General features: G+C 67.8%; 19 protein-coding genes and 1 tRNA gene. 11 read left to right on the forward strand and 9 right to left on the reverse strand.

Going from position 1 to position 23,217, the window contains the following annotated elements; genetic code table 11:
* The 4 genes from AC07X5_RS23980 to AC07X5_RS23995 form a co-directional block, all read left to right on the forward strand.
* The coding region (locus tag AC07X5_RS23980) for an IS1595 family transposase (RefSeq protein ID WP_494772157.1) at positions 1 to 414 on the forward strand (414 nt) is incomplete at its 5' end.
* Positions 415 to 579: 165 nt separating this feature from the next.
* Positions 580 to 1,416 (forward strand): translesion DNA synthesis-associated protein ImuA, encoded by an 837-nt coding sequence (gene imuA, locus AC07X5_RS23985; RefSeq protein ID WP_494772158.1) that lies wholly within the window; start codon positions 580 to 582, stop codon positions 1,414 to 1,416.
* A complete protein-coding gene (locus tag AC07X5_RS23990; protein ID WP_494772159.1) occupies positions 1,376 to 2,848 on the forward strand; it encodes a Y-family DNA polymerase in 1,473 nt (490 codons plus the stop codon). The genes imuA and AC07X5_RS23990 overlap by 41 nt, the downstream gene beginning before the upstream one ends.
* 12 nt (positions 2,849 to 2,860) lie before the next feature.
* On the forward strand, positions 2,861 to 6,127 hold the full coding sequence (locus tag AC07X5_RS23995) for an error-prone DNA polymerase (RefSeq protein ID WP_494772160.1): 3,267 nt from the start codon (positions 2,861 to 2,863) through the stop codon (positions 6,125 to 6,127).
* A 15-nt stretch (positions 6,128 to 6,142) separates the two neighbouring features.
* Here AC07X5_RS23995 and AC07X5_RS24000 read toward each other — a convergent pair whose 3' ends face one another.
* From AC07X5_RS24000 to AC07X5_RS24015, 4 genes are all read right to left on the reverse strand, one after another.
* Positions 6,143 to 6,658, reverse strand: a complete 516-nt coding sequence (locus tag AC07X5_RS24000) for a M23 family metallopeptidase (RefSeq protein WP_494772161.1) — start codon at positions 6,656 to 6,658, stop codon at positions 6,143 to 6,145.
* 81 nt (positions 6,659 to 6,739) lie between these two features.
* Positions 6,740 to 9,151, reverse strand: a complete 2,412-nt coding sequence (locus tag AC07X5_RS24005) for an AsmA family protein (RefSeq protein WP_494772162.1) — start codon at positions 9,149 to 9,151, stop codon at positions 6,740 to 6,742.
* On the reverse strand, positions 9,151 to 9,384 hold the full coding sequence (locus tag AC07X5_RS24010; RefSeq protein WP_494772254.1) for a hypothetical protein: 234 nt from the start codon (positions 9,382 to 9,384) through the stop codon (positions 9,151 to 9,153). Before AC07X5_RS24010 ends, AC07X5_RS24005 begins: the two co-directional genes overlap by 1 nt.
* A 5-nt stretch (positions 9,385 to 9,389) precedes the next feature.
* Positions 9,390 to 9,614 (reverse strand): hypothetical protein, encoded by a 225-nt coding sequence (locus AC07X5_RS24015; RefSeq protein ID WP_494772256.1) that lies wholly within the window; start codon positions 9,612 to 9,614, stop codon positions 9,390 to 9,392.
* A 90-nt stretch (positions 9,615 to 9,704) separates the two neighbouring features.
* On the opposite strand from AC07X5_RS24015, the gene AC07X5_RS24020 reads away from it, so the two are divergent.
* The gene (locus AC07X5_RS24020) at positions 9,705 to 10,616 is read left to right on the forward strand and encodes an RluA family pseudouridine synthase (protein WP_494772163.1); all 912 of its coding nucleotides are present in this window, start codon (positions 9,705 to 9,707) and stop codon (positions 10,614 to 10,616) included.
* 12 nt (positions 10,617 to 10,628) lie between these two features.
* Here the strand turns inward: AC07X5_RS24020 and AC07X5_RS24025 are convergent, their stop codons facing one another.
* Positions 10,629 to 11,426 carry a 2-keto-4-pentenoate hydratase gene (locus AC07X5_RS24025; protein ID WP_409955506.1) on the reverse strand — a complete coding sequence of 266 codons (798 nt, stop codon included), beginning with the start codon at positions 11,424 to 11,426 and terminating at the stop codon, positions 10,629 to 10,631.
* 178 nt (positions 11,427 to 11,604) lie between these two features.
* On the opposite strand from AC07X5_RS24025, the gene AC07X5_RS24030 reads away from it, so the two are divergent.
* From AC07X5_RS24030 to AC07X5_RS24040, 3 genes are all read left to right on the forward strand, one after another.
* The gene (locus AC07X5_RS24030) at positions 11,605 to 13,611 is read left to right on the forward strand and encodes a methyl-accepting chemotaxis protein (RefSeq protein ID WP_494772164.1); all 2,007 of its coding nucleotides are present in this window, start codon (positions 11,605 to 11,607) and stop codon (positions 13,609 to 13,611) included.
* Between the two features lie 147 nt (positions 13,612 to 13,758).
* A complete protein-coding gene (locus tag AC07X5_RS24035) occupies positions 13,759 to 17,046 on the forward strand; it encodes a hypothetical protein (RefSeq protein ID WP_494772165.1) in 3,288 nt (1,095 codons plus the stop codon).
* Between the two features lie 26 nt (positions 17,047 to 17,072).
* Positions 17,073 to 17,576 (forward strand): CesT family type III secretion system chaperone, encoded by a 504-nt coding sequence (locus AC07X5_RS24040; RefSeq protein ID WP_409955511.1) that lies wholly within the window; start codon positions 17,073 to 17,075, stop codon positions 17,574 to 17,576.
* 87 nt (positions 17,577 to 17,663) lie between these two features.
* On the opposite strand, the gene AC07X5_RS24045 is transcribed toward AC07X5_RS24040, so the two are convergent.
* From AC07X5_RS24045 to AC07X5_RS24055, 3 genes are all read right to left on the reverse strand, one after another.
* Positions 17,664 to 17,737: transfer RNA gene (locus AC07X5_RS24045), tRNA-Gly, on the reverse strand.
* A 34-nt stretch (positions 17,738 to 17,771) separates the two neighbouring features.
* Positions 17,772 to 18,137 carry a ribbon-helix-helix domain-containing protein gene (locus AC07X5_RS24050; RefSeq protein WP_184863746.1) on the reverse strand — a complete coding sequence of 122 codons (366 nt, stop codon included), beginning with the start codon at positions 18,135 to 18,137 and terminating at the stop codon, positions 17,772 to 17,774.
* 61 nt (positions 18,138 to 18,198) lie between these two features.
* Entirely contained in the window at positions 18,199 to 18,780 is a 582-nt protein-coding gene (locus tag AC07X5_RS24055; protein WP_409955515.1) for a DJ-1/PfpI family protein, read from the reverse strand.
* Between the two features lie 350 nt (positions 18,781 to 19,130).
* Here AC07X5_RS24055 and AC07X5_RS24060 point away from each other — a divergent pair, with 350 nt between their 5' ends.
* The 3 genes from AC07X5_RS24060 (at position 19,131) to AC07X5_RS24070 (ending at position 22,592) form a co-directional block, all read left to right on the forward strand.
* Positions 19,131 to 20,024, forward strand: a complete 894-nt coding sequence (locus AC07X5_RS24060; RefSeq protein ID WP_409955529.1) for a sulfurtransferase — start codon at positions 19,131 to 19,133, stop codon at positions 20,022 to 20,024.
* A 72-nt stretch (positions 20,025 to 20,096) separates the two neighbouring features.
* On the forward strand, positions 20,097 to 21,320 hold the full coding sequence (locus tag AC07X5_RS24065; RefSeq protein WP_409955517.1) for a YeeE/YedE family protein: 1,224 nt from the start codon (positions 20,097 to 20,099) through the stop codon (positions 21,318 to 21,320).
* Between the two features lie 105 nt (positions 21,321 to 21,425).
* Positions 21,426 to 22,592 (forward strand): ROK family protein, encoded by a 1,167-nt coding sequence (locus AC07X5_RS24070; protein WP_494772166.1) that lies wholly within the window; start codon positions 21,426 to 21,428, stop codon positions 22,590 to 22,592.
* 113 nt (positions 22,593 to 22,705) lie between these two features.
* Here the strand turns inward: AC07X5_RS24070 and AC07X5_RS24075 are convergent, their stop codons facing one another.
* Positions 22,706 to 23,059 (reverse strand): hypothetical protein, encoded by a 354-nt coding sequence (locus AC07X5_RS24075; RefSeq protein ID WP_494772167.1) that lies wholly within the window; start codon positions 23,057 to 23,059, stop codon positions 22,706 to 22,708.
* Positions 23,060 to 23,217: the final 158 nt, after the last annotated feature.

A 23,217-nucleotide genomic window follows, 5' to 3' on the forward strand; every position in this document is an offset into this window, starting at 1 on the left:
GATTGGGCCGCCTGCGTCATTCCCTTCGTGCAGGAGGTGATAGAGCCTGGAGCGCAGGTGCGCACAGATGGCTCGGCCGCCTATCGGGCCTTGAAAGAGCTGGGATATGACCACCAACGCACCGTCATGCTTGGCTCAGGCGTACCCGCCCATGTGTCCATGGCAGGAGTGCATCGGGTGGCCTCCTTGGTACAGCGCTGGGTGTTGGGAACACACCATGGATCGGTGCAACCCGAGCACCTGGACGCTTATCTCGATGAGTTCGTGTTTCGCTTCAACCGGCGCACCTCCAACTCACGAGGCATGCTGTTTTATCGCTTGCTGCAACAGGCTGTGGTGACGCCACCGGTCACTTACTCCGATGTGGTGGGGCACAAGACAGCAGACGTGCAATCGGGTACCATTGCTGGATGAAAACACAGTATCTGGAGTGCCGCTGGAGCTAAGTGGATACCCCTTATGAAAATACAGTATTCCATCGCTTTCCCAGCCCTGCCGGGCAGGATGCCCCGGGGTGGGGTGCTCAAGCCGCACCTGTCTGCCTGACCCCGTGCATGTCCATCCCGGGTTGCCTTGCTCATGTCCGCCGTCCCCCTCCGTTCCGCGCCAACTGGTGCCCCGCCCCGGCTGGCAGGCGTGTGGCTGGCCGACCAACTGGGCACATCCGCCACCGCGCGGGTGCAGGCCACGGGGCATGCGGGGCTGGATGCGCATTTGCCGGGTGGGGGCTGGCCCCTGGGGGCCATGACTGAGGTATTGCAGCCGGCAGCGGGCCTGCATGTGTGGCAACTGGTGCTGCCGGCCCTGGCCCAGACCACGGCTGCCCGGCCCGGGGCCGTGGTGCTGGTGGCCCCGCCGTATGAGCCTTTTGCTCCCGCCCTGCGCGCGGGCGGGCTGGATGCGGCGCGGCTGTGCCGCGTGCAGACGACCTCTGCAGCGCAGGCGCTATGGGCAGCTGAGCAGGCGTTGCGCTGCCGCGATGTGCAGGCAGTACTGGCCTGGCTGCCGCAGGCCGCGCCCGAATCACTTAGGCGGCTGCAACTGGCCGCCGCGCAGATGGGGCAACTGCTGTGGGTGTTCCGCCCGGCCAAGGCACGCCAGCAGGCCTCGCCTGCGCCGCTGCGGCTGTGGGTCGATGCCGTTGCCGAATCGGGCGGGGCAGAGCTGCAGGTGCAGGTGCTCAAGCGCCGCGGCCCCCCCATGGAGCAAGCCCTGGTGCTGCCCGCCAGCAATGCCGCGCTGACCCGGGTGCTGGCCGCGTCGGCCGCACGCGGAGCAGGGCGGCGTGCGCAGCCGCAGCAACCGCCCCTGGTGCACGGCGCCGTGCTGCCATGGGCCGCATGGCTGGGGCGCCTGCCGGCAGGAGGTGTGCAGAATGCACTGGATCGCATGGCCGTTGGCGCCCATCCCCACTGACGGTTCGCACGGCGGTGCCGGCCCCGACGCGGCGGTGCAGGCCGCTGCCGGGCCGCGCGAGCCCGTGCCCCAGGCCCCGCATGCGCACTGGTGGGCGCTGCAGTTCACCCCGCGTGTGGCCCGGGTGGGCGACGAAGCCCTGTTGCTGGAAGTGTCGGCCACCGAGCGCCTGTGGGGCGGGCGCGGGGCGCTGCTCGCGCAGCTGCAGTTGAGCAGCCCACCCTGGCAGTTGGAGACGGCCGCCCCATCGCCCGAGCCATCCGCTCCCAGTGCGCAGCCCACGCCCTTTGCCGAAGCGCCCACCTCGCTGCAGGCCTTGGCCCTGCTGCGCCTGCGCTTGGCTGGCCAGCCCATGCCCCGGCACCTGCCCGATGGCCTGCCGCTGCACACACTGACGGCACTGCACCCGCACCTGCCCAGCCTGGCGCGCATGGGCTGCCGTACCTGGGGCGCCTTGCGAGCGCTGCCACGCGGCGGCGTGGCCCGGCGCCTGGGGGCCGCGGTGCTGCTGGCTTTGGACCAAGCCTACGGCCATATCGCCCACAGCCACACCTGGGTGGAACTGCCAGAGCGCTTCGAGCTGACGGCCGAGCTGCCCGCGCTGGCCACCTCGGCCGATGCACTGCTGTGGTCGGCGAGCCGCCTGTTGTCAGCCCTGCAGGCCTGGCTGCAGGCACGCCAGCAGGGCGTGCTGGCCCTGGAGCTGGCCTGGCGCCACGACCTGCGCCGGGTGGATGGCGTGGCCATCGCCCCCTGGCATGCGCTGCCCGTGCGCACGGCCCAGCCCACGCACGAGCTGGCCCACCTGCGCCGCCTGCTGGCCGAAAACCTGGCGCGCACGCCCCTGGCCGCGCCCGCCAACCAGATCACGCTGCGCGCGCTGGAGACCGCGCCCCTGCCCCATGCCAGCGCCCACCTGCTGCCGCCCGATGGATCGTCGGCCGCCGGTGACCAGGAGGGCGAGGCCTGGCACCAACTGGTCGAGCGCCTGTCTGCGCGCCTGGGGGTGGATGCCGTGCAGTCCGTCACCCTGCTGGCGGACCACCGGCCCGAATGCATGCAGCGCTGGCAGCCCATGGCCGGTGCGGGCCCGGTGCACGCACCGAAAGCACTGCAGGGCGAACATGTGCCCGAGGCCGTGCTGTGGCCTACCTGGCTGCTGCGAACCCCGCAGCGCCTGGCCATGCAGGGTCACCGGCCGTGCTACCAGGGGCAACTGGGCCTGCTGGCCGGGCCGCACCGTTTCGACATGGCCTGGTGGGAGGAGGGCGAGAGCCAGGTCCCTGCCAGCGCTACCGACATGGTGCAGCGCGACTATTTCGTGGCCGTGAGTCCGGGGGCGGGGCGGGTCTGGGTGTTCCGTGAACGCCTCGTGCATGCGCCGCCGGGGGCATTGGCCTACCGCTGGTTTTTGCAAGGCCTGTATGCATGAGTGGGCAGGGCCATGAGCCATACCCTTCCTGAGCGCAGCCCCACCGGGTTGGCATCGCCCCTCACCTTGCCGGACTATGCCGAGCTGCATTGCATCTCCAACTTCAGCTTCCAGCGCGGTGCCTCGCAGCCCCGCGACCTGGTGGCGCGTGCAGCCGAGCTGGGCTACCGCGCCCTGGCATTGACGGACGAATGCTCGGTGGCCGGCGTGGTGCGTGCCCATGGCCCGGCCAAGGAACTGGGCCTGCAGTTCATTCCGGGCAGCGAGTTTGCCTACCCCGGCTTTCGGTTGGTCGTGCTGCCGCGCAATGTAGAGGGTTGGGGCAACCTGTGCGAATTCATCAGCGCGGCACGCCGCACTGCACCCAAGGGCACCTACGAGCTGGGGCCTGCGTCCGATGTGGCGCGGCTGCAGGACTGCGAGCTGCTACTCATTCCCGACCGCAGCCTGCAGCACGCAATGGTGCCAGATGCCTTGCTGGCTTGCGTCCACCAGGCGCAGGCGGATTTTGGCCAGCGCTTTTGGCTTGGGGTGGAGCTGCTGCTCGCGCCCGACGACGACCTGTGGCTGGCCACGCTGCAGCAGGTGGGGCGTCAGACGGGCGTGCCCTTGGTGGCAGCGGGCGACGTGCACATGCACCTACGCTCGCAAAAGCGCCTGCAGGACGTGATCACCGCCGTGCGCCAGGGCTGCACCGTGGCCGAATGCGGCTTTGCGCTGCAGCCCAATGCCGAACGGCATCTGCGCCAGCGCGTGCGCCTGGCCGGCATCTACCCGCCCGAACTGCTTGCGGCCACCCTGGAGATCGCGGCGCGCTGCACCTTCAGCCTCGACGAGATCAAGTACCAATACCCGCTGGAGGCCGTGCCCGCGGGCATGACGCCGGCGGAAGGCCTGGCCTGGCTGACCTGGGAGGGCGCGCAAAGCCGCTACCCGCAGGGGGTACCGGACAAGGTGGTGGCTCAGATACTGCGCGAGCTCGTGCTGATCGCCGACTGCAAGTACGAGATGTACTTCCTCACCGTGCACGACATCGTGCGCTATGCGCGCGGCGAGGGCATTCTGTGCCAGGGCCGGGGCTCGGCCGCCAACTCGGCGGTCTGCTACTGCCTCGGTATCACCGAGGTGGACCCCGAGCGCACCAAGCTGCTGTTCGAGCGCTTCATCAGCAAGGAGCGCAAGGAACCACCTGATATCGACGTGGACTTCGAGCACAACCGGCGCGAAGAGGTCATCCAGTACGTCTATGGCAAGTACGGCCGCAACCGCGCTGCCATCGCCGCCGTGGTCACCACCTACCGCACCCGCAGCGTGCTGCGCGACGTGGGCAAGGCGCTGGGCGTGCCTGCGCGATTGGTCGATGCCTTTGCCAAGGACCACCACTGGTTCGATGAGGCATTTGCTGCGCACCGCTTGCAGGAGATGGCGCAGGACATGGGTGAGTCGCTGAGCCTGCACACTGCCGGGCTGTGGTTGAAGCTGTCAGGGGAACTCAAGGGATTTCCGCGCCACCTGAGCCAGCATGTGGGTGGCTTTGTGCTCACGCAAGGTCTGCTCACGCGCATCGTGCCGGTGGAGAACGCGGCCATGGAAAACCGCTCCATCATCCAGTGGGACAAGGACGACCTCGACGACATGGGGCTCATGAAGGTCGACGTGCTGGCCCTGGGTATGCTGAGTGCGCTGCGCCGCTGTCTGGACCTGCGCGCCGGCCTGCGCGACGAACGCCTGGCATTGCACCAGATACCGCCCGAAGACCCCGCCACCTATGACATGATCTGCGCCGCAGACACCGTGGGCGTCTTCCAGATCGAAAGCCGAGCCCAGATGAGCATGCTGCCGCGCCTGCGGCCGCGCGTTTTTTATGACTTGGTGGTGGAGGTGGCCATCGTGCGGCCGGGGCCTATCCAAGGGGGCATGGTGCATCCCTACCTGCAGGCGCGTGAAAAGCAGCGCAAGGGGGAAAAGCTGAAACTGGAAAAGGAAGAGCTGGGCGATGCGCTGGAACGCACGCTGGGCATTCCTATCTTCCAGGAACAGGTGATGCAGATCGCGATGATCGCCGCCAAGTTCTCCGCATCGGAGGCCGATGCCTTGCGGCGCTCCATGGCTGCATGGAAGCGCACAGGTGGAGTGCACCGTTTCGAGAAGCGACTGATCGATGGCATGGTGGACAACGGGTACAAACCTGATTTCGCCCAGCGCGTGTTCAAGCAGATGCTGGGCTTCGGCGAATACGGCTTCCCCGAAAGCCATGCCTACAGCTTTGCCCTGTTGGCTTACAGCAGCAGTTGGCTCAAATGCCATGAGCCCGCCTGCTTTCTCGCAGCGCTGCTCAACTCGCTGCCCATGGGCTTCTACACCGCCTCGCAACTGGTACAGGACGCGCGCCGCCACGGTGTGCGCGTACTGCCCATTGACGTGACCCGCAGCGACGTGGACTGCACGCTCGAAGGCACGCCCGAGGTGCTGCAGCCCGACAAGGGCCTGCCCGTGCCGCCCATGCCCCAGCCCGCGGTGCGCCTGGGCCTGCGCCTGGTCGGCAGCCTGGAGCAGGGTGCGGCCAAGCGCCTGGTGGCGGCCCGTGCACAGAACGGACCCTTTTCCAGCACCGAAGACCTGGCCCTGCGCGCGCGCCTGAACCACCAGGACATGCAGGTGTTGGCCGCGGCCGATGCATTGGCCCGCCTGTCGGGCCACCGCCGCCAGCAGATGTGGGATGCGTCTGCCCAGCATGCCGCCCCCATCCTGCTGCGCGATGTGCCGGTGAACGAGGCGCCGCTGCAGCTGCCCGAGGCGCCCGAGGGCGAGGAGATCCTGTTCGACTACGCGGCCACCGGCCTCACATTGCGCCGCCACCCGTTGGCACTGCTGCGCGGCCGGCTTGATCGCTGGCGCCTGCTCACCGCGCTGCAACTGCGCACCGTGCCCGATGGCCGGCTGGTGCGTGCCTGCGGCATCGTCACCGTGCGCCAGCGGCCCGGCTCGGCCAAGGGCACCATGTTCGTCACGCTGGAGGACGAGACCGGCCCCGTCAACGTCATCGTCTGGCCGGCCATGGTGGAGCAGTGGCGCGACGCCATACTGCGCTCGCGCCTGCTGGCCGTGCAGGGTTTATGGCAGTGCAGCCGGCATGGCGAGGATGAGGAAAAGGGGGCAGCAGGCGGTTCGGGGGAGCCCTTCGTGGTGCGCCATCTGGTGGCCCAGCGCTTCAAGGACCTGACACCGCTGCTCGGGCGCATGGCGGGGGCATTGGACGGAAGCCGGGACTTCCACTGAGCGCAGGTCGCAGCTTCACTGCTCTTGCAGGTAGGCGCTGGGGTCGATGAAGAAGGCCTTCTTGACCCCTTGGGTTGCCCCGTCGATCTCCCACGGTGCGGGCAGCAGCCGCACGATGGAATAGTGCAAATGCGGCGGCTTGCCCTGTGCATTGCCGCTGGCGCCCACGGTGCCGATGGCGCTGCCCGAGGCCACCGGCGCCAGCGCATGGGTGTTGATGCGGTCCAGGTGTGCAAAGTAATGCAGCCGCCAGCGCGGGCCCAGCACCAGCACCACCTTGCCGCCCTTGGCGATCTCGCCCGTGAAGAGCACGATGCCATCGGTGGTGCTGAGCACGGGCGTGCCCAGCTTGCCGAAGATGTCGATGCCCTTGTGCACGCCCGAGGTTCCCCAGGGCTCGAACCAGAAGGAGCGGGCATTCCAGTCCCGCGTGCTGGCCCCAGCCACGGGGATGCGGATGCGCTCCGGCATGGCCAGGCCCAGGGCCAGCACCACCAGGGCAGCGAGGCCCAGGTACTTGAGAAACTTCATGGACAGAAAAGAAGCGCCGCCCCGGGGGGCGGGCGCTTGGAGTGGCGAAGGGTGCGATTATTCCCGCACCCTTGCTTCCCTTCAGCGCGCGGCGGCAGGCTTGCTGGCCGCGCGCCGCGCAGGCTCGGTCGCGGCGCCCGCCGCACCCTCGGCGCCGGGCTTCACCGGCGCCTTGCCCAGGTCCAGCAGCGGCTTGCAGTAGGTGTCGTCATCGGCCGCGGGCACGGTCACGGGCACCAGGGCCAGCGCGGCAGGGGCCGCCACGGCGGCCACCACCGCCGCGCCCGCGCGCAACAGCAGCGGGCCGGGCTCCACGCCCACGTTGGGGTTGCCGAAGGTGCCCTTTACATACAGCGGCGTGCGCAGCGAGAAGAATTTCCACTCCAGCGACTCGGGCTTGATGCGCATGTTCATTTCTTCCGTGCCCAGGTCGATGGTGCCCGTGGCCTCGATCACGGCATCGTCAGTGCTCATCTTCACCACACGGCTCTGGGCCACGCCATCGACCACCGTGAAATCGGCAACGGCGCAGCGCAGGTGCACCTCCTTGTCGTCCCCGAACAGCTTGCCCACGATGATGCTGCCCACGTTCAGGGACGCCAGGTCCAGCATCTGCTTGCTCAGCGTGCCCTCGCGCACATACAGGCGCGCCTCGCCCGTGCCCTTGCCCAAGAGGCCCGCCACGCTGTTGCCCTGGCTTTGCAGGGCGATGGCGCCATCCATGCGGCCAAAGCTCTTCTTCATGAGTTCCACCTTGGGGAACAGGGCCGAGAGCTTGAGCCCTTCCACCTTGCCGTGGATGCGCGCCTTGAGCGGCGGTGCGCGCCCGTCGATGGCGACCTCGGACTCGATCTTGCCCTCGGCCACGCCAAAGGTCAGCGGCGCCAGCCGGAGCTGGGCGTTGTCCATCACGGCGCGCATGCTCAGGTTTTCGAGCGGCAGGCTTTCGGACCGGATGATGCTCTTGCCCTTGAACAGGATGTCCATGTCCATGGCGTTCCAGCGCTGAGCCGCAAATGGGGCGTCCGGGAGCACCTTGCCCTTGTTCTTGCCATTGCCCCGGCCGTCGCCCTTGCCGCGGTGGGTGTTGTCGCTCTTGTTGGTGCCCAGCGAAGGGCCCAGGTCGGCCAGGCGCAGCTGGTTCGAGGTCATGCTGCCAGTGAGTTTGGGGCGCGGTTGGCCCGAGGTGTATTTCAGGTCGCCATGCAGGTCGCTCTGGCCCACCTTGCCGTGGAAGTCGCTATAGCTCCACACCGCGCGCTCGGGCTCCAGGCTGCCGGTCAGGTGCCCGCGTATCTCGAAGGGCGGGGTGTTGGGCAGCACCAGTCCCGTGGCTTCATACAGGTCGGCCATGCTGTCGGCCTTGAGCATCACCTCAAAGTCCATGCCCGAGAGCGAGGCCGGGTTGGCCAGGATGCCCTCGGCCGACAGGGCCGCGCTGCCCGCCGTGGCATCGATCTTGATCGGGTAGTTGACCACCTTGTCGCGCAGGCTGATCACCTGGCCCGCCAGACCGCTGCCCTCAACCTTGGCCTTGGCGATGCGGCCCTGCAGCTCGAACTTCAGGCCATAGGGCACAGGGGTGCCGCTGTTACCGCTTTTGCGGGTTTCCAGATCGCGCGAAGCCGCTGCCTCGGCCGACGACGCGGCGGCCGAAGCGGGCAGAACGACCGGCTTGGCCGCATTGGCATGGGCGACCTTTGACGGGTCGATGGGCTCCGTGGTGTTGACCTTCGCCTGCACGTCCACGTCCTTCATCGCATCGGCGTAGGCCAGCAGGCCCTGGTTGACCACCAGCCGGTCCACATCGAAGGTCCAGGGGCTCTTGGGCTCGTCCTTGTGCTTGAAGGTCCAGTTGTTGGCGCCGTCCTTGGTGCGGGCCAGGGCCACCTCGGGGTCGGTCAGGGCCACGGTGTCGATGGACAGGTGGCGCCGCAGCAGCGGCAGCAGGCTGATGGCGACGCTGGCACTGCCGATGCTGGCCATGGTGGCCGTGCCCGGCAGCGTGGCGGTGGTCGGAGTAGTGGAGGCCGATGCCGAGCCCACCGACGCAGCGCTGGCCGCAGCCCGTGCGGCCGTGGCGGCCTGGGGCCTTTTGCTGCCCTTGCCTTTTTTCTCTTCGTCGCCGCTGAACGGGGACTCGAACCCTGTGGGGTTGTCCATCACCAGGCGCTCGGCCTTCACCGTCACGCCGGGCACCCAGCGGCGCCAGCCTTCTTCCAGCGGCTGGGGCCAGCGCCAGGCGGCAGACAGGTCGCCCTCGATCTCGAAGCGCCGGCCTGTGGCCTCGCTGACCTTCTCGTTGACCCAGGGCTTGTAGCGGTTCAGGTCCATCAATGCCAGCAATACACCGAACAGGATGAGCAGGCCCACGACGAGGCCCAGCACCACCATTGCCCACTTCAGCACGCGGCCCAGGGGGCGGCGCCGGTCAGGGGGGCGGCTTGCCGACGGGTTGGGCTGGTCGGTCGATGGCGTGGCGGCAGGTGTCATCAAAAAGCGCGGAGATAGGTGCATTTGCCGAGGATCGGCAAGCTCTTGGGTGCGGTTGCGGCCATGCTAGCCGGCAACCCGTCCGGCAGGGGCGGCCTGCTTTCAACTGCCGCCCTTGTCCTACAGCCCCGGTGCGGCCCTGGCAGGCCCCGCTTGCGCAGCAGGGCCTGGGCACATTCGACGAGTGCATCGCGCAGCGCGGGCGGGTGCAGCACCTCGAAGTCGAAGGACAGCCGCGCTAGCTGCCGCGCATACCAAGCAAGGTCTGGCCGTGCAGCAGCACGCCGCCTTCCTGCGGTGCAAACAGGCCGATGGCAACAAACAGCTCCTCGCGCGCCGTGGCCAGGTCGGTGTGCAGCAGCACCTGCACGCTGGTGGGTGGGCGGCGGGCCGGGCTGGGTGCCGTGGCCGGCGGGGCCTGCCACACGGCCATGGGGGCGCTGGGCGTGGGCGTGGTGCTCAAGCTGTTTCTCACTGCCTTCAAAGCGCTGCCGCTGGCGTCGGCCGGGACAGCATGGGAGGGCCGGCGGCTGTCACCCTAGAATCGCCCCCCATGCACAACGCCCACCACCCCTTCGCCCCGCCCATGCGCGACGGCGTGGGGCCGAGCTGCGTGGTGCTGCCCACGGCAGGGCAGGGCAGCATGCTCGACTTTCTGGCCGAACGCCTGCCTGCCGTGGACCGCTCCGGCTGGCTGGCCCGCATGCAGGCCGGTGACGTGGTGGACGAGCGCGGCGTGCCGGTAGCGCCGGATCGGCCGTTCGAGCCCGGGCTGCGCCTGTACTACTACCGCCACCTGGCCGACGAGCCCGAGCTCCCCTTCACCGAAACCGTGCTCCACCAGGATGAGCACCTGCTGGTGGCCGACAAGCCGCACTTCATGCCCGTCACGCCCTCGGGCCGTTACCTGCAGCACACGCTGCTGGTGCGCTTGAAGCGCCGCCTCAACCTGCCCGAGCTGTCGCCCCTGCACCGCATCGACCGCGACACGGCCGGGTTGGTGCTGTTCTCGGTGCAGCAGCGCACACGCGGCGCCTACCAGGCCCTGTTCCGCGACCGCAGCATCACCAAGCACTATGAGGCCGTGGCCCCCTGGCGTTCAGATATTGAATTCCCGCGCGAGCACGCGAGCCGCATGGAGGAAAGCCCGCAGTTCTTTCGCATGCACGAGGTGCCTGGCCCGCCCAACAGCCATACCCACATGGAGGTGCTGGAGGTGCGCGGCGACTGGGCGCGCTACCGGCTCTCGCCCGTCAGCGGCAAGCGCCACCAGTTGCGCGTGCACATGGCGGCGCTGGGCCTGCCGCTGCGCAACGATGCCTTCTACCCCGAGGTCAACGACCCACCCGAGGGCGATTACTCGCGCCCGCTGCAGCTGCTGGCGCGCTCGCTGGCGTTCACCGATCCGCTGACGGGTGAGCATCGGCAGTTTGAAAGCAGGCTGCAGCTGCAAGCGCTGGCCTGATGGGCGACCCGCTCAGGTGAATGCCACCGACAGCCGCGACAGCGGCGCGTCGAAGTCCGCGCTCCAGCGCTGGCCGGGCTGTACCGGCCAGGCATCGGTCCAGGTGCCGGTGGTCACCACGTCGCCGGGCTGCAGGTCCGGCGCGCCAGGGCAGGCGCGCAGTTCCTTCAGGAAATGGTGCAGGGCGTTCAAAGGGCCACCCAGGACGTTGGCGCCCTGGCCCTGTTCCCTGGTTTCGCCATCGCACTGCAGGACCACGCGCGCGGCGGCCAGGTGCTGGTCGAGTTCAGCCGCTGACCTCGCGAAATCGCGCACCGGCCGCTGCGTGCCCACCAGCAGGCGCGCATGCAGGGCGCTGTCGGCCACGGTCTGGGCGGCGGTGAACTTCCAGCCAGGCTGGTGCGACTGCACGATCTCGAAGCCCGGCGCCACCCAGTCGATGGCATCGAAGAGATCGTCCAGGGAGGCGTCGGGTGCGGGCGTAGCCTTCAGCCCCAACACCGCCTCGGGCTCCAGCCGTGGCTGGGCGCAGCGGTCCAGGGACACGCTGCCCTCACCCTCGCAGAAGCTCAGCGTGGTTGACCAGACCGTGCCCCAGATCGGGCCGAACACCTGGTAGTGCGCCCAGATGTTGCGGTTGGTGAAGCCGATCTTGTAGCCGCGCGGCACCTCGCCCCGCGCCTGGCGCAGGCCGCGCACGGCCAGGGCCTGCTGGTAGGCGGCGGGCACGTCAGTGGTGATGCCCGCGGAGACCAGGGCAGGCCACAGGGCGCCGCTGTCGTAGTGGGCGAGAAGGGTGTCGGCTTTCATCGTTGCAGGCTCCATTGAAGGCCAGTTTACAGGGCGGTCCGGCAGGAGCGGGACGCGGATTTCGCGCGTGCCTTGGGTTTCCCCGGGGTCGGGGCTCTGGCGGTGGGGCTTTCAAACGCTTACATTGACCCAGGTCAAGCCCCGATTGATGTGCTCAATCGATTCCAGGGAGCCTTCCATGAAAAACTTTGCCAGCCGGTCCATCGCGTTCAAGCTGTCTTTCGTGGCCCTTGCCAGCCTGCTGTTGGTGCTGCTGTCGACCATGGCCCTGGTCAGCAGCATGGTCTGGAAGAGCTTTGGCGCGGCCTCGCGCGGCGAGGTGCGGCAGAATGCCGCGCAGGTCGCCACCCTGGTCAAGACCATGGACGAGTCGGCCCAGCAACTGGCGCGGCGCGATTTCGGCCTGCTCAAATCCAGTTTTGCCGGCAACTTCAGCCTGGCCGAGCAGCCGGGGGCCGACGGCAAACCCGAAGCCGTGCTCAGCTTCGGGGGCAACCCGCTCAATGGCAATTTCGACCTGGTGGACCGCTTCACCAAGGATTCGCAGGGGGCGGTGGCCACGATTTTCGCGCGCACGGGCGACGACTTCATCCGCGTGACCACCTCGCTCAAGAAGCAGGATGGCGAGCGCGCCTTCAAGACCCTGCTGGACCGCAAGCACCCGGCCTATGCGCTCATGGCCGAAGGCAAGCCCTACATCGGCCGCGCCAACCTGTTCGGCCGCGACTACATGACTGTGTACGAGCCCATCCGCGAGGGCAACCGCACCATCGGCATCCTGTTCATCGGCTCCGACATCGCGCCCATCCTGAACAGCCTGGGCGAGCTCATGGCCAGCCGCAAGCTGTTCGACACGGGCGCCGTCTATGCAGTCGATGTTTCCTCGGGCCCGGCGCGGGGCCGTATCACCGGCCTGGGCGGCTCGGGCACGCCCCCGGTCGTGGATGAGAAGACGGAGGAGGGCAAGGCTTGGCTCACCTCCCTCACGGCGGCGGAGCAGTCCGGCGATTTCGAGGCCGTCTGGTCGCCGCGCCCATCCGCCAAGACAGGCGAGCGCCGCTTTGTAGCGGTGGAGCGCTACAAGCCCTGGAACTGGGCCATCGTGGCCGAGGCGCCCGTGGCCGAAATCACGGGCGAGGCCCGCAGCGCACTGACCTGGCTGTGGCTGGGCGTGCTCGTGGCATTGGTGCTGCTGGCCGTGGTGCTGGTGGCGGCCACCCGGCGCCTGGTGGGCGCTCCGGTGCAGCAGCTGAGCACGGCGCTGGGATACCTGGCGCAGGGCGATCTGACACACGGCGTCAGCATCCAGTCGCGCGACGAGATCGGCACCCTGGCACAGGCGATGGAAGGCTTTCGCATGCGCCTGCTGGAAAGCCTGGGCACCGTGCGCAACAGTGCCGAGAGCGTATCGGCCGCCAGTTCCGAGATTGCCCAGGGCAACCAGGATTTGTCGGCCCGCACCGAAAGCCAGGCCAGCTCGCTGGAGCAGACCTCGGCCAGCATGGAACAGCTGGGCGCCACCATCCGCCACAACGCCGATGGCGCCGCCCAGGCCAACCAGCTGGCGGTGCGTGCCAGCCAGGTCGCCACCGACGGCGGCAAGGTTGTGTCCCAGGTGGTGAGCACCATGCACGGCATCAACACCAGCAGCCAGAAGATCGCCGACATCATCGGCGTGATCGATGGCATCGCCTTCCAGACCAACATCCTGGCGCTCAACGCCGCCGTGGAAGCGGCGCGCGCCGGCGAGCAGGGCCGGGGCTTTGCCGTGGTGGCGGCCGAGGTGCGCAACCTGGCGCAGCGCACCGCCGCCGAGGCCAAGGCCATCAAGGAGCTGATCGGCGCCAGCAGCGCCATGGTGCAGCAGGGCTCGGTGCTGGCCGACCAGGCAGGCAGCACCATGCAGGAGGTGGTCGACGCCATCGGGCGCGTGGCCACCATGGTCGCCGAGATCAGCGCCGCCAGCCGCGAGCAGACCGCCGGCGTGGGCCAGGTGGGCGAGGCCGTCACCCAACTCGACCAGGCCACGCAGCAGAACGCCGCCCTGGTGGAGGAAATGGCGGCTGCCGCCAGCAGCCTGCGCAGCCAGGCCGAGCAGATGGTCGGCGCGGTGGCGCAGTTCAACCTGGGTGCGGTGTCGGGTTCGGCATTGCCCCGGCCATCATTGCGGCTTGCCGGTCGCTAGCCTCCACCCTCGCAGGGGCTTGACGGAAAGGGCGTTTGCTGCCGCAAAGCCGCTGCTGGAGGTTTAGGTCTGGTGTTTGCAAAAGGCCGTGGCTACACTGCCTGCCGCGCACGCGTTCGCACCATTCTCAAGAGGGACCCAGCAGGTATGACGATTCATCTGGACAGAGCTCCGCAGTTCATTGCGCCCACGCAAGGCCAGGTGGCCGGCACGGGTTTCGACAAGGGTGCGGTGGCCTTCAAGGGGCTGGAGCGCGCGGGCAAGGCCGACAAGCTCTGCGTGTTCCAGCCGTCTTCCCACAAGCACGTGATGACCGATGTGCCCAAGGCCGACTTCACCCGGCTGATGAAGCTGGACCCCGCCACGGTGCGCTTTGCCAGCAGCCATGAAAAGGAGTTCCAGGCGGCCCGGTCCATCCTCCAGCATGCGGGCGTGCCGGGCGTGGAAGGCATGAGCACGCGGCTCACGCTGAGCCTGGCCAAGCAGGTGGGCTCCGGCCAGATGACGCCGGAGGCGGCGGCGCTGGTGGCGCGCACCCCCAATGCCGCCCAGCGCGAGCACCTGATGGCACTTGCCGGTGCCAGCCCGCAGGTCGTTCAACTGATGGCTGCGGCGGACAAGGGTTCGGTCACGGCGTCCCAGCTTCAGGGCCTGCAGGACCTGGTCGGCATCCACCCCGCCGCGGCCGACCGCCTGGCGGAGAAGGTGCTCGCCCACCTGGCCGATCCTTCCCAACCCATGCCGGACATGGATGCAGGGATTGTCCGGGGCGGCATCGACGCGAGTGCCGAGGCCGGTACCCGTCAGGGCGCGAGCGGCCTTCAGGATGCAGGTGCCGCCAGGAAGACGGCCCTGTCGCTCAACCTGGCCAAGCTGGTCACCAACCCGGACGGATCCTTGAACGCGGGGCGCCTGGATGCTGCGATCACCCAACTGGGCCAACCGCCCACGCCGCAGACCGAGCACACGCGTGTGGCCGTCAAGATGCTGACCCGCCTGCGCGATGACGGCGACTTTGCCGCCCAACTGCAGTCCATCGGCGCGCCGCGCACGGCAGACAACCCTGCACACGGCATCCTGCGGGCCACCCTGGGCCTTAAACCCGACCAGACCGTGACGGCCGCACACGCGCGGCAGGCCGCGCTGTCCGCGCTGATGTCGGACCTGCGCCAGAGCAGCGTGGGCTCGTGCTTCGGCACGGCAACGGCCGTCATGGTGCACGACTCCATGCCGGAGACCTTCCTCGCCGAGATCAAGTCGCTGATCGAGGATGGACATTTCGACAAGACCGTCGATGGCCACGACGAGCAGGTGGCGATCAGCCAGCGCGTGAGCACGAAGGAGCTGCAGCAGAGCATCACGTTCAACGCCCAGGGCCTGCTGGCCACGGCGGGGGGCAAGCCGGTGGACCCGCCCACCGCGCTGCATGAAACGCCGGGCATGCGTGCCGGGCTGGCGGCCTTGGGCGTTGCACCGGATGCCATGGCGTCCACGGTCAGCGGCGCTGTGAAGGCCATGGGCAAGAACGCGGTGCTGACACCCCAGGCCATCCTGCAGCAGATCGCCATGCGGCAGGAGGGCCTGAGCGCCGAGCATCTGGCCGGTGTGGAGCGTGTCCGCACCCTGGAAGGGCAGGTGCGCGAGCTGTCCATCGCGGTGCAGCGTGGCGGCCCGGACGCCGCCGAGGCGCAGCGGCAAATGGCCGGCGTGCAGCGCGATCTGCAGAAAGCACTGAGCGGTATCGGGTTCAGCTTCAAGACGGAAGCCATGGATCGGCTTGCGCAGGCCATGGGCCGGGCGACCGATGCCTTCCAGGGGCAGATGGACAACCGCCTGCTGCGTGCCTGGGAGTACACCGTGTCGTCCGTGCTCGAAAAGGGCGAAGGCGACCGGGTCAAGGCCGATGCCCTGAAAGGTCTCAACGGCCGGATTGGATCTTCCGGTGCGGATACGGCGGAAATGGGCATGGACACCTTTGCGCGCCATACCCTTTTCTCATCGAATACGGTGACCATCGAAAGGGGCAAGCGGGGGCACCTGGACAAAACTGGCGAGGTCTTCACGGTGCGTCCTGATCTGGGTATGCCGGCGATCGACCGCTCGCTCGTGACCGAAGACGACCGGGCCAAGTTCAATCCCAACCCCGCGACCCGGGCGCCCAGCGAAGACAACCCCACTCCCAAGAACTGGCCACCCAGCGATGAGGTCGTCTTCCTGCACAAATTCCAGACCCAGATGCAGAGCCGCTTCGAGGAGGTCATGACGGAACGCCTGGCAGTGCAGTACGACGCTGCCGCCATGGGCTCCGGCGAGATCGCGGCGGATGGCAGCTCGGACCGGGGAGGCTTTGTGCTGCATGACACGGCGGGCCAGGCCGACCCCCTGACCTGGCGCCCCATCGACACCCCGCAGGCCTACAAGGCGCTGGCTGCCAGTGTCATGCGCGACGTGGGGCGCGAAGTGGCCGCCAGCGTGGCGCGCGGCCAACCCGCCGCAGTGCAGCAGTGGCTGACCCAGTTCAGCGACAAGGTGGGCGCCCATGCCGAAACCGAGGCCTTCACGGCCGTGATGGTGGACAGGGCGCGCTTCAATTCGCCCCTTCCCAGCGACTCCAACCCCAAGCCCTGGGAGCCCGCATCGGGCGGCAAGACCCATGTCACCGGCAAGTACCTGGGTTCCGGTGCCCCCAAGGAGGTGTCGCTGTATGGCAGCTCCGGTGAAAAGGGCGTGACTCCCGTTCATGCCCAGGGTGTGGATTTCGTGACCAAGGTGCTCGACACCTTCAAGGGCATGAAAGATGCATTGCCCCTGGCCGAGCAGGGCCGCGATGTGGGCGTTCCTGTGCGCACCACCGGGCACGCGTTCCTGGCCCGTCCAGGCCATCCGTCCCTGGCCGGCGCACTGGCATCGCCCGACACGGCGGCCTGGGTGACGGACAAGCTCGTGACCCCGGGGCAGGTCCAGGCCAGCACACCCCTGTCGGCGGCCGAGCAGCGACCGGTGATCGAGGCCGTGCTGACGGCGCTGAAAGTGCCGGACACCCATCCCAGCCGTGCGACCATCCTGGGCGCATTGGCCAGCGGCAAGACACCGGCCCAGTTGCATACCTGGGTCAAGGACCAGCTCGAAACCCACAATCCCGAGGCCTTCGGAGACAAGCTCAAGACCCCCGAGACCCGCGCCGCGGCCATCGAAGTCGCCATGGTCAAGAGCCTGAAACCGGCCGTGCCCGGCATCGTGATGGCAGACACCAACTGGGAGGTGCGGGGCGGCCGTGTGGAACTGGGCATGGTGTTCAATCCGATTTCGGGCGGTGTGGAGCCGTGGTTTTCGCACGAGGACGGAAGCCTGCTCGGCGCCAACGCCAAGCCGGAGGCATCGACCTGGGCATCCTGGAACCTGATGACCAACCCCGCCGAATTTGGCTACACCTGATTGATTGGACGAAGGAAAGAAGCGAGATGACCCTGAACGAAACGACCGTGGTGAACCAATGGCTGGCCGCACTGGCCGCCAAGGCCGGCCTCGACGGCCTGGGCCTGGATGGGCAGGGCGGCGTAGCGCTGCGCTACGGCGATGACATCGAATTGCTGATGGAACTGCCCGAGCAAAGCCCGGTGCTGCACCTCTATGTGCCGGTGCTGCAGCTGTCGCAGGGCATGGAGCAGGCGGCCATCTTTCGCCAGTTGCTGGCGCGCAACCTCTTTGCCCTGGAGACCCAGGGCGCGACCTTTGCGCTGGATGAAGGCAACGAGCGCATCGTGCTGCAGTACCCGCTGGTGGTGGCCCAGTCTGACGCGGCCCTGTTCGAGCGCGTGGTGGGCAACCTGCTGGAAGCCGCCGTGGCGTGGAAGGCGCGCCTGCGCGACGAGCAGTCAGGCGTGGTGCCGCAGACCCCGGTGGCCAAGGAGCCGGTGCTGGCGGTGGAGCCCGCTTCCTTCAACGCATTCATGGTGCGGGTGTGAGAGCGCGGCAGCACCACCATCGTTGATCGGCGCTGCGCACACAAAAAAGCCGGCCCTGCAATCCTGCGGGGCCGGCTTTTTGGCATCTGGAGCGGGTGAAGGGAATCGAACCCTCGTATGAAGCTTGGGAAGCTGCCGTTCTACCATTGAACTACACCCGCGTGCGCCGGATTATAGGGGCAGCGCAGGGTCGCGTTACGCCGCCTGTGCCAGCACCGTACGCCGCCCTTCGGTCGCAAGCACCTGCTGCGCATTGAGGCTGCGGATGGGAATCGACGCATCCTGCGGTATGCCGCCCGACAGCTGCAGGGCCATGTAGCGGCCGCAGCACACGCGCAGGAAGGAGGCGAAGTTCTCCACCTCCCCGCGCTCCGCCACCAGCTCGTCGTAGAGTTTGGTGCACAGCTGGGGCACGCCCATGCCGTCGCGCCGGGCGATCTCGCCAAGCACCTGCCAGAACAGGTTTTCGAGCCGGATGCTGGTGGCCACCCCGTGCAGCCGCACCGAACGTGCGCGGCTCTCGTACAGGGTGGGGTCGGCACTGATGAATACCTGGCACATGGCGTGGGCCTTTCAGAACGGCCTCCATCATCGGGGGCTGCCCTGACCGCGTCAAATCGGTTTACAAGCTGATGCGCGTGCCCAGCAGCGCCAGGAATTGAGCGATCCAGGCCGGGTGCGCCGGCCATGCCGGTGCCGACACCAGGTTGCCCTCGGTCACGGCGGCATCGATGGCAATCTCGGCGTAGGTGCCGCCCGCGATCTCCACTTCCGCCCGGCAGGCCGGGTAGGCCGAGCAGGTGCGGCCCTGGAGCACGCCGGCACCGGCCAGCAACTGGGCGCCATGGCATACGGCAGCCACCGGCTTGTTGGTGTCGAAGAAATGCTTCACTGCCGAGACCACCGCCGGGTAGGTGCGCAGGTACTCGGGGCCGCGGCCTCCGGGGATCACCAGGGCGTCGTAGCTGGCCACGTCCAGGCCGGCAAACGTGGCGTTGAGCGTGAAGTTGTGGCCCGGCTTTTCGCTGTAGGTCTGCGCGCCCTCGAAGTCGTGGATTGCCGTCTTGATGTGGTCGCCGGCCTTCTTGTCCGGGCACACCGCATGCACCGTGTGGCCCACGGCCAGCAGCGCCTGGAAGGGCACCATGGTCTCGTAGTCCTCGCAGTAGTCGCCGCAGAGCAAGAGTATCTTTTTCGCCGCCATGTTTGTCTCCTCAAAGGTCAGGGAAAGCCATTGTTGGGCTGCGGGGCGTGGGGCGGGTGTTAGCCGGCTACTACATGCGGCCCAGGTCCAGGGCAGCCCCGGTGTCTGCGGAGATCCCATTCGGTCCATCCGGTCATGCTCGCGCCTTTTTCGCATATCCAAGCGCGTTTTGCTTTGTTCCACTGGCGGCCGGGCTCCCCTAAATTCCATTCATCGGTTGCCGCAATGGTTGCAGCACCGGCCACCCGAAAGAAAGGATGACCCGCATGAGCCAGCCACAGCACACGACGACGATCCACCCCGCACAGCCCCTGGGCCGCCGCCTGAGTGCATGGGTGCTGGGCGCCGGCATGGCGCTGGGCGCATCGCTGGCCTGGGCCGCCACGCCCATCCCGGCTGGCCCGCTGGTCAGCACCGAATGGCTGGCGCAGAACCTGGACAACACGCAGGTGCGCATCGTCGAGGTCAGCGTGAACCCGGGCCTGTACGAACGCAGCCACGTGCCGGGCGCCGTGAACTTCTCCTGGCACCAGGACCTGAACGACAAGGTGCGCCGCGACATCGTCGGCAAGGAGGCCTTCGAGGCCTTGCTGTCCAAGGCCGGGATCGGTCAGGACACCACGGTGGTGCTCTATGGCGACACCAACAACTGGTTTGCTGCCTGGGGCGCCTGGGTGTTCGACATCTATGGCGTGAAGAACGTCAAGCTGCTCGACGGCGGCCGCAAGAAGTGGGAGGCCGAGAATCAGCCGCTGAACAACCGCGTGCCCGAATTCGCGGCCACCAGCTACAAGGTCACGCAGGTCAACACGCAGCTGCGCGCCCGCCTCACCGACACCCTGGCGGCCGCCGAGGGCAAGAGCAACGCCAAGCTGGTGGACATCCGCTCGGCCGATGAGTACAGCGGCAAGATCTTTGCGCCGGCCGGCGTGCCCGAGCTGAGCATCCGCGCCGGCCATATCCCGGGTGCTGCGAATGTGCCCTGGGGCCAAGCGGTCAAGGAAGACGGCACCTTCAAGTCGGCTGACGATTTGAAGAAGCTCTACGCCAGCGTCGGCATCGACGGCAGCAAGCCGGTCATCACCTACTGCCGCATCGGCGAGCGTTCCAGCCACACTTGGTTCGCGCTGTCCAAGATCCTGGGCTACAGCGTGAAGAACTACGACGGCTCGTGGACCGAGTACGGCAATGCCGTGGGCGTGCCCATCAACAACCCGGCCGGCACGGTCTGGGCCGCCAAATAAGGCGCACAGGGTTTTTTGGTAGGGGGTCTCTTCATAGCCCGCTTCGTGCGGGCTTTTTTTCGTTCCGATGCCATGGCCACGACAAGCAGCAATCACCACCATCCATTCCGACGGTACCTGTCTCCCGCTGCAGCCGCGCTCCTGCTGGCTGTGCTGTGCCTGTCCACCCGCTGGATCGAAGGCCTGACCGGCGGCCGCACGCTGGTCTTTGCCCTGGTGACGGGCGCCGTGCTGGGCCTGGTGCTGCAGCGCTCGCGCTTTTGCTTCTATTGCCATGCCCGCGACTGGTTCGAGGACGGCAACCCGCGCGGCCTGCTGGCCATCGTGCTGGCGCTGGCCGTGGGTCTCGTTGGCTACACGGTGGTGCTGGGCGGTTGGCTGCCGGTGCCGCAGCCTGGCAAGCTGCCGCCGGACATGCACATCGGCCCGGTGAGCTGGGTGCTGGTGGCGGCGGGTCTGTCCTTCGGTGCGGGCATGGTGGTTTCAGGCTCGTGCATCAGCGCGCACTGGTACCGGCTGGCCGAGGGCTCGGCCGTTTCGCCGTTCGCCTTGCTGGGATCGGCGCTGGGCTTCATCCTGGGGTTCAAGACCTGGAACAGCCTGTACAGCCTGAGCGTGGCCGAGGCGCCCGTGGTCTGGCTGCCCGCGCACCTGGGCTATGGCGGGGCCTTGCTGGCGCAACTGGCAGTGCTGGCCGTTGTGGCGGCCTGGCTGTGGCGCGGGTTTGCGCGCGAGGCCGCCAGGGAGGGGGCTCCAGCGATCCGCGTACCCGGTCTGGGCGCCGTGTGGCAGCGCTTGTGGGCCGGCCGCTGGAGTTACTGGGTGGGCGGCCTGGCCGTCGGGCTCATCGGCGCGTTGGCCATCGTGCGCATGCGCCCGCTGGGCGTGACGGCCACACTGGGCAGCGCGGCGCGCCAGTGGGCGCAGGGGCTGGGCTGGATCCCCGAGCGGCTCGATGGGCTCGACGGTTTTGCCGGCTGCGCCACGGCGCCGCAGTCCACCTGGCTCACGCCCAATGCACTGCTGCTGGCCGGGCTGGTGGCGGGCGCCTTCATCGCCGCACTGGCCAGCCGCCAGTTCGCCCCGCGCTGGCCCACCTGGCGCGATGCCGTTCGCGGGCTCTCAGGCGGCGTGCTGCTGGGCTGGGGCGCAATGACCGGGCTGGGCTGCACCATCGGCACGCTGCTGTCGGGCGGCATGGCGGGTGCGCTGTCGGGCTGGGTGTTCGCGGCGGCCTTGTTCCTTGCCGTGTGGGCGGGGCTGCGCATCAAGGCGATGCCGGTGCCAAAAGCCTGATACCCGTGGGGCCATGTCAAGGCGTTGGCTGACGCCGCTGGGCCGCAGGCTGCGGCACCATGCAGCGATGGCCCCGTGTGCGGGCCTTCATCGCGTGAGGAATGCATGGCATCGAAAGACAAGGACCAGGAAAAGGACACCAAGAAATCCAAGCAGAAGGCCGACACCGCCAAGCCCGGTGCTGCGCGCGAGGAAAAAGAGGCCAAGGCCCAGCGCGAGCTGGGCATCGTCGGCCCGCACGGCGACATGCGCCTGGCCTCGGTCGTGATCGAGGGCTACAGCCTGGAGCTGCGAGACGGCGATGGTTTTGTGGGCGACGTGGCCAGCCGTACCGCTTTCCGCCACATGCTTGACGCCTGGCGCAAGCTCTTCACCACCATGGCGGGCAAGGACCCCATGGGCAAGAAGACGACGCGTGAACTCAGCAAGGGCGAACTCGATGCCATGCTGGAGAAGGACGGCATCGCGGCCCAGGCCATAGCGGCCGCGTCCGAGGACTATGCGCTGCAACTGGCCCATGTGGTGCAGCGATTTCTCAAGCACAAGACCTGGAAGGGTGTGGAGCGCATCATCATCGGCGGGGGCTTTCACCAAAGCGAAGTCGGCGGCATGGCCATCGCGCGCGCTGGCAAGATCCTCAAGGCCGAAAAAGTGCCCGTGGAGCTGCGCACCCTGCACCACCATGCGGACGAGGGCGGCCTGATCGGCTGGGTGCATCTGGCGCCCCCCGCACTGCTGCAGAGCTACGACGCCATTCTGGCGGTGGACATCGGCGGCACCAACGTGCGCTGCGGCATCGTGCAGACCCATTTGCACAAGGCACCCGACATGTCCCTGGCCGAGGTGGTACGCCGTGAAAAATGGGCCCATGCCGACGACGAACCCAAGCGCGACGAACTGGTCGAGGGCATCGCCACCATCCTGGAGGACCTGATCGCCTATGCGGAGAAGAAGGAGATCCGCCTGGCGCCCTACATCGGCGTGGCCTGCCCGGGGCTGATCGTGGAGGACGGCTCGCTCGCCGGCGGCACGCAGAACCTGCCGGGCAACTGGGAGAGCACGCGCTTCCATCTGCCGCGCGACCTGTGCGAGCGGCTGCCGCACATCGGCGATGGCCGCACCCAGGTGTGCCTGCACAACGATGCGGTGGTCCAGGGCCTCTCGGAGATGCCCTTCACCAACGATGTGGACCGCTGGGCCATCCTCACCGTGGGCACAGGGCTGGGCAATGCCAGCTTCACGAACCGGCGCGATGCGCCAGGGCAGAGGTGAACTGGCGCGCTAGGGCCTTCCCTTCGGGTTGCCCGGCCTGGGGGCCGTCTGCGGCGTCCAGCCCACAGGCCGGGCAACGCGATCCCCGAAATTAGTGTCAACAGGCCCTGATCTCAGCGCTGGTAACAGCGGCTGGCGGCCTTCACCAGCTTGCAGTTGAAGCGCATACCGTCTGCACCGCCATAGCCGCGCAGGTACTCGGCGAGCCTGTTCTCGTCATACCGGGAATGGAAGGGGTTACCCGTGGGCTTGTCCAGGCTGTCGGACCAGATCATCACGCGGCAACTGCCCTTGTTCTCGTCCTGGCAGAACTTGTAGGCTACGCTTTCCATGTACTGGGTATCGTCGGCCTTGTTGGCGGGCACCATGGCGTAGTGCATGGTGCCGTGGGATTCGAAGACTTCCAGCGTTTGCGCATGGGCGGCGGAAATCGCTGCACTCAGCAGCGCAAGGATCAAGGCCTTCATGTTGGTTGGTTCCCTCTGTCAGTCTGTAAGCGCAGCCGGTGGGCACGCTCGGAATGCGCGCCTCTGATGGATGAAAAGCAAAGCAGCCCCCGTGGGGGCTGCTCGTGCATGTCGGCTGGTCGCCGGGATTTTGCACTGCTTCCGATGTGATCAGTGGC

The organism is Acidovorax sp. GW458-11-26-14-TSB4 (assembly GCF_059423865.1).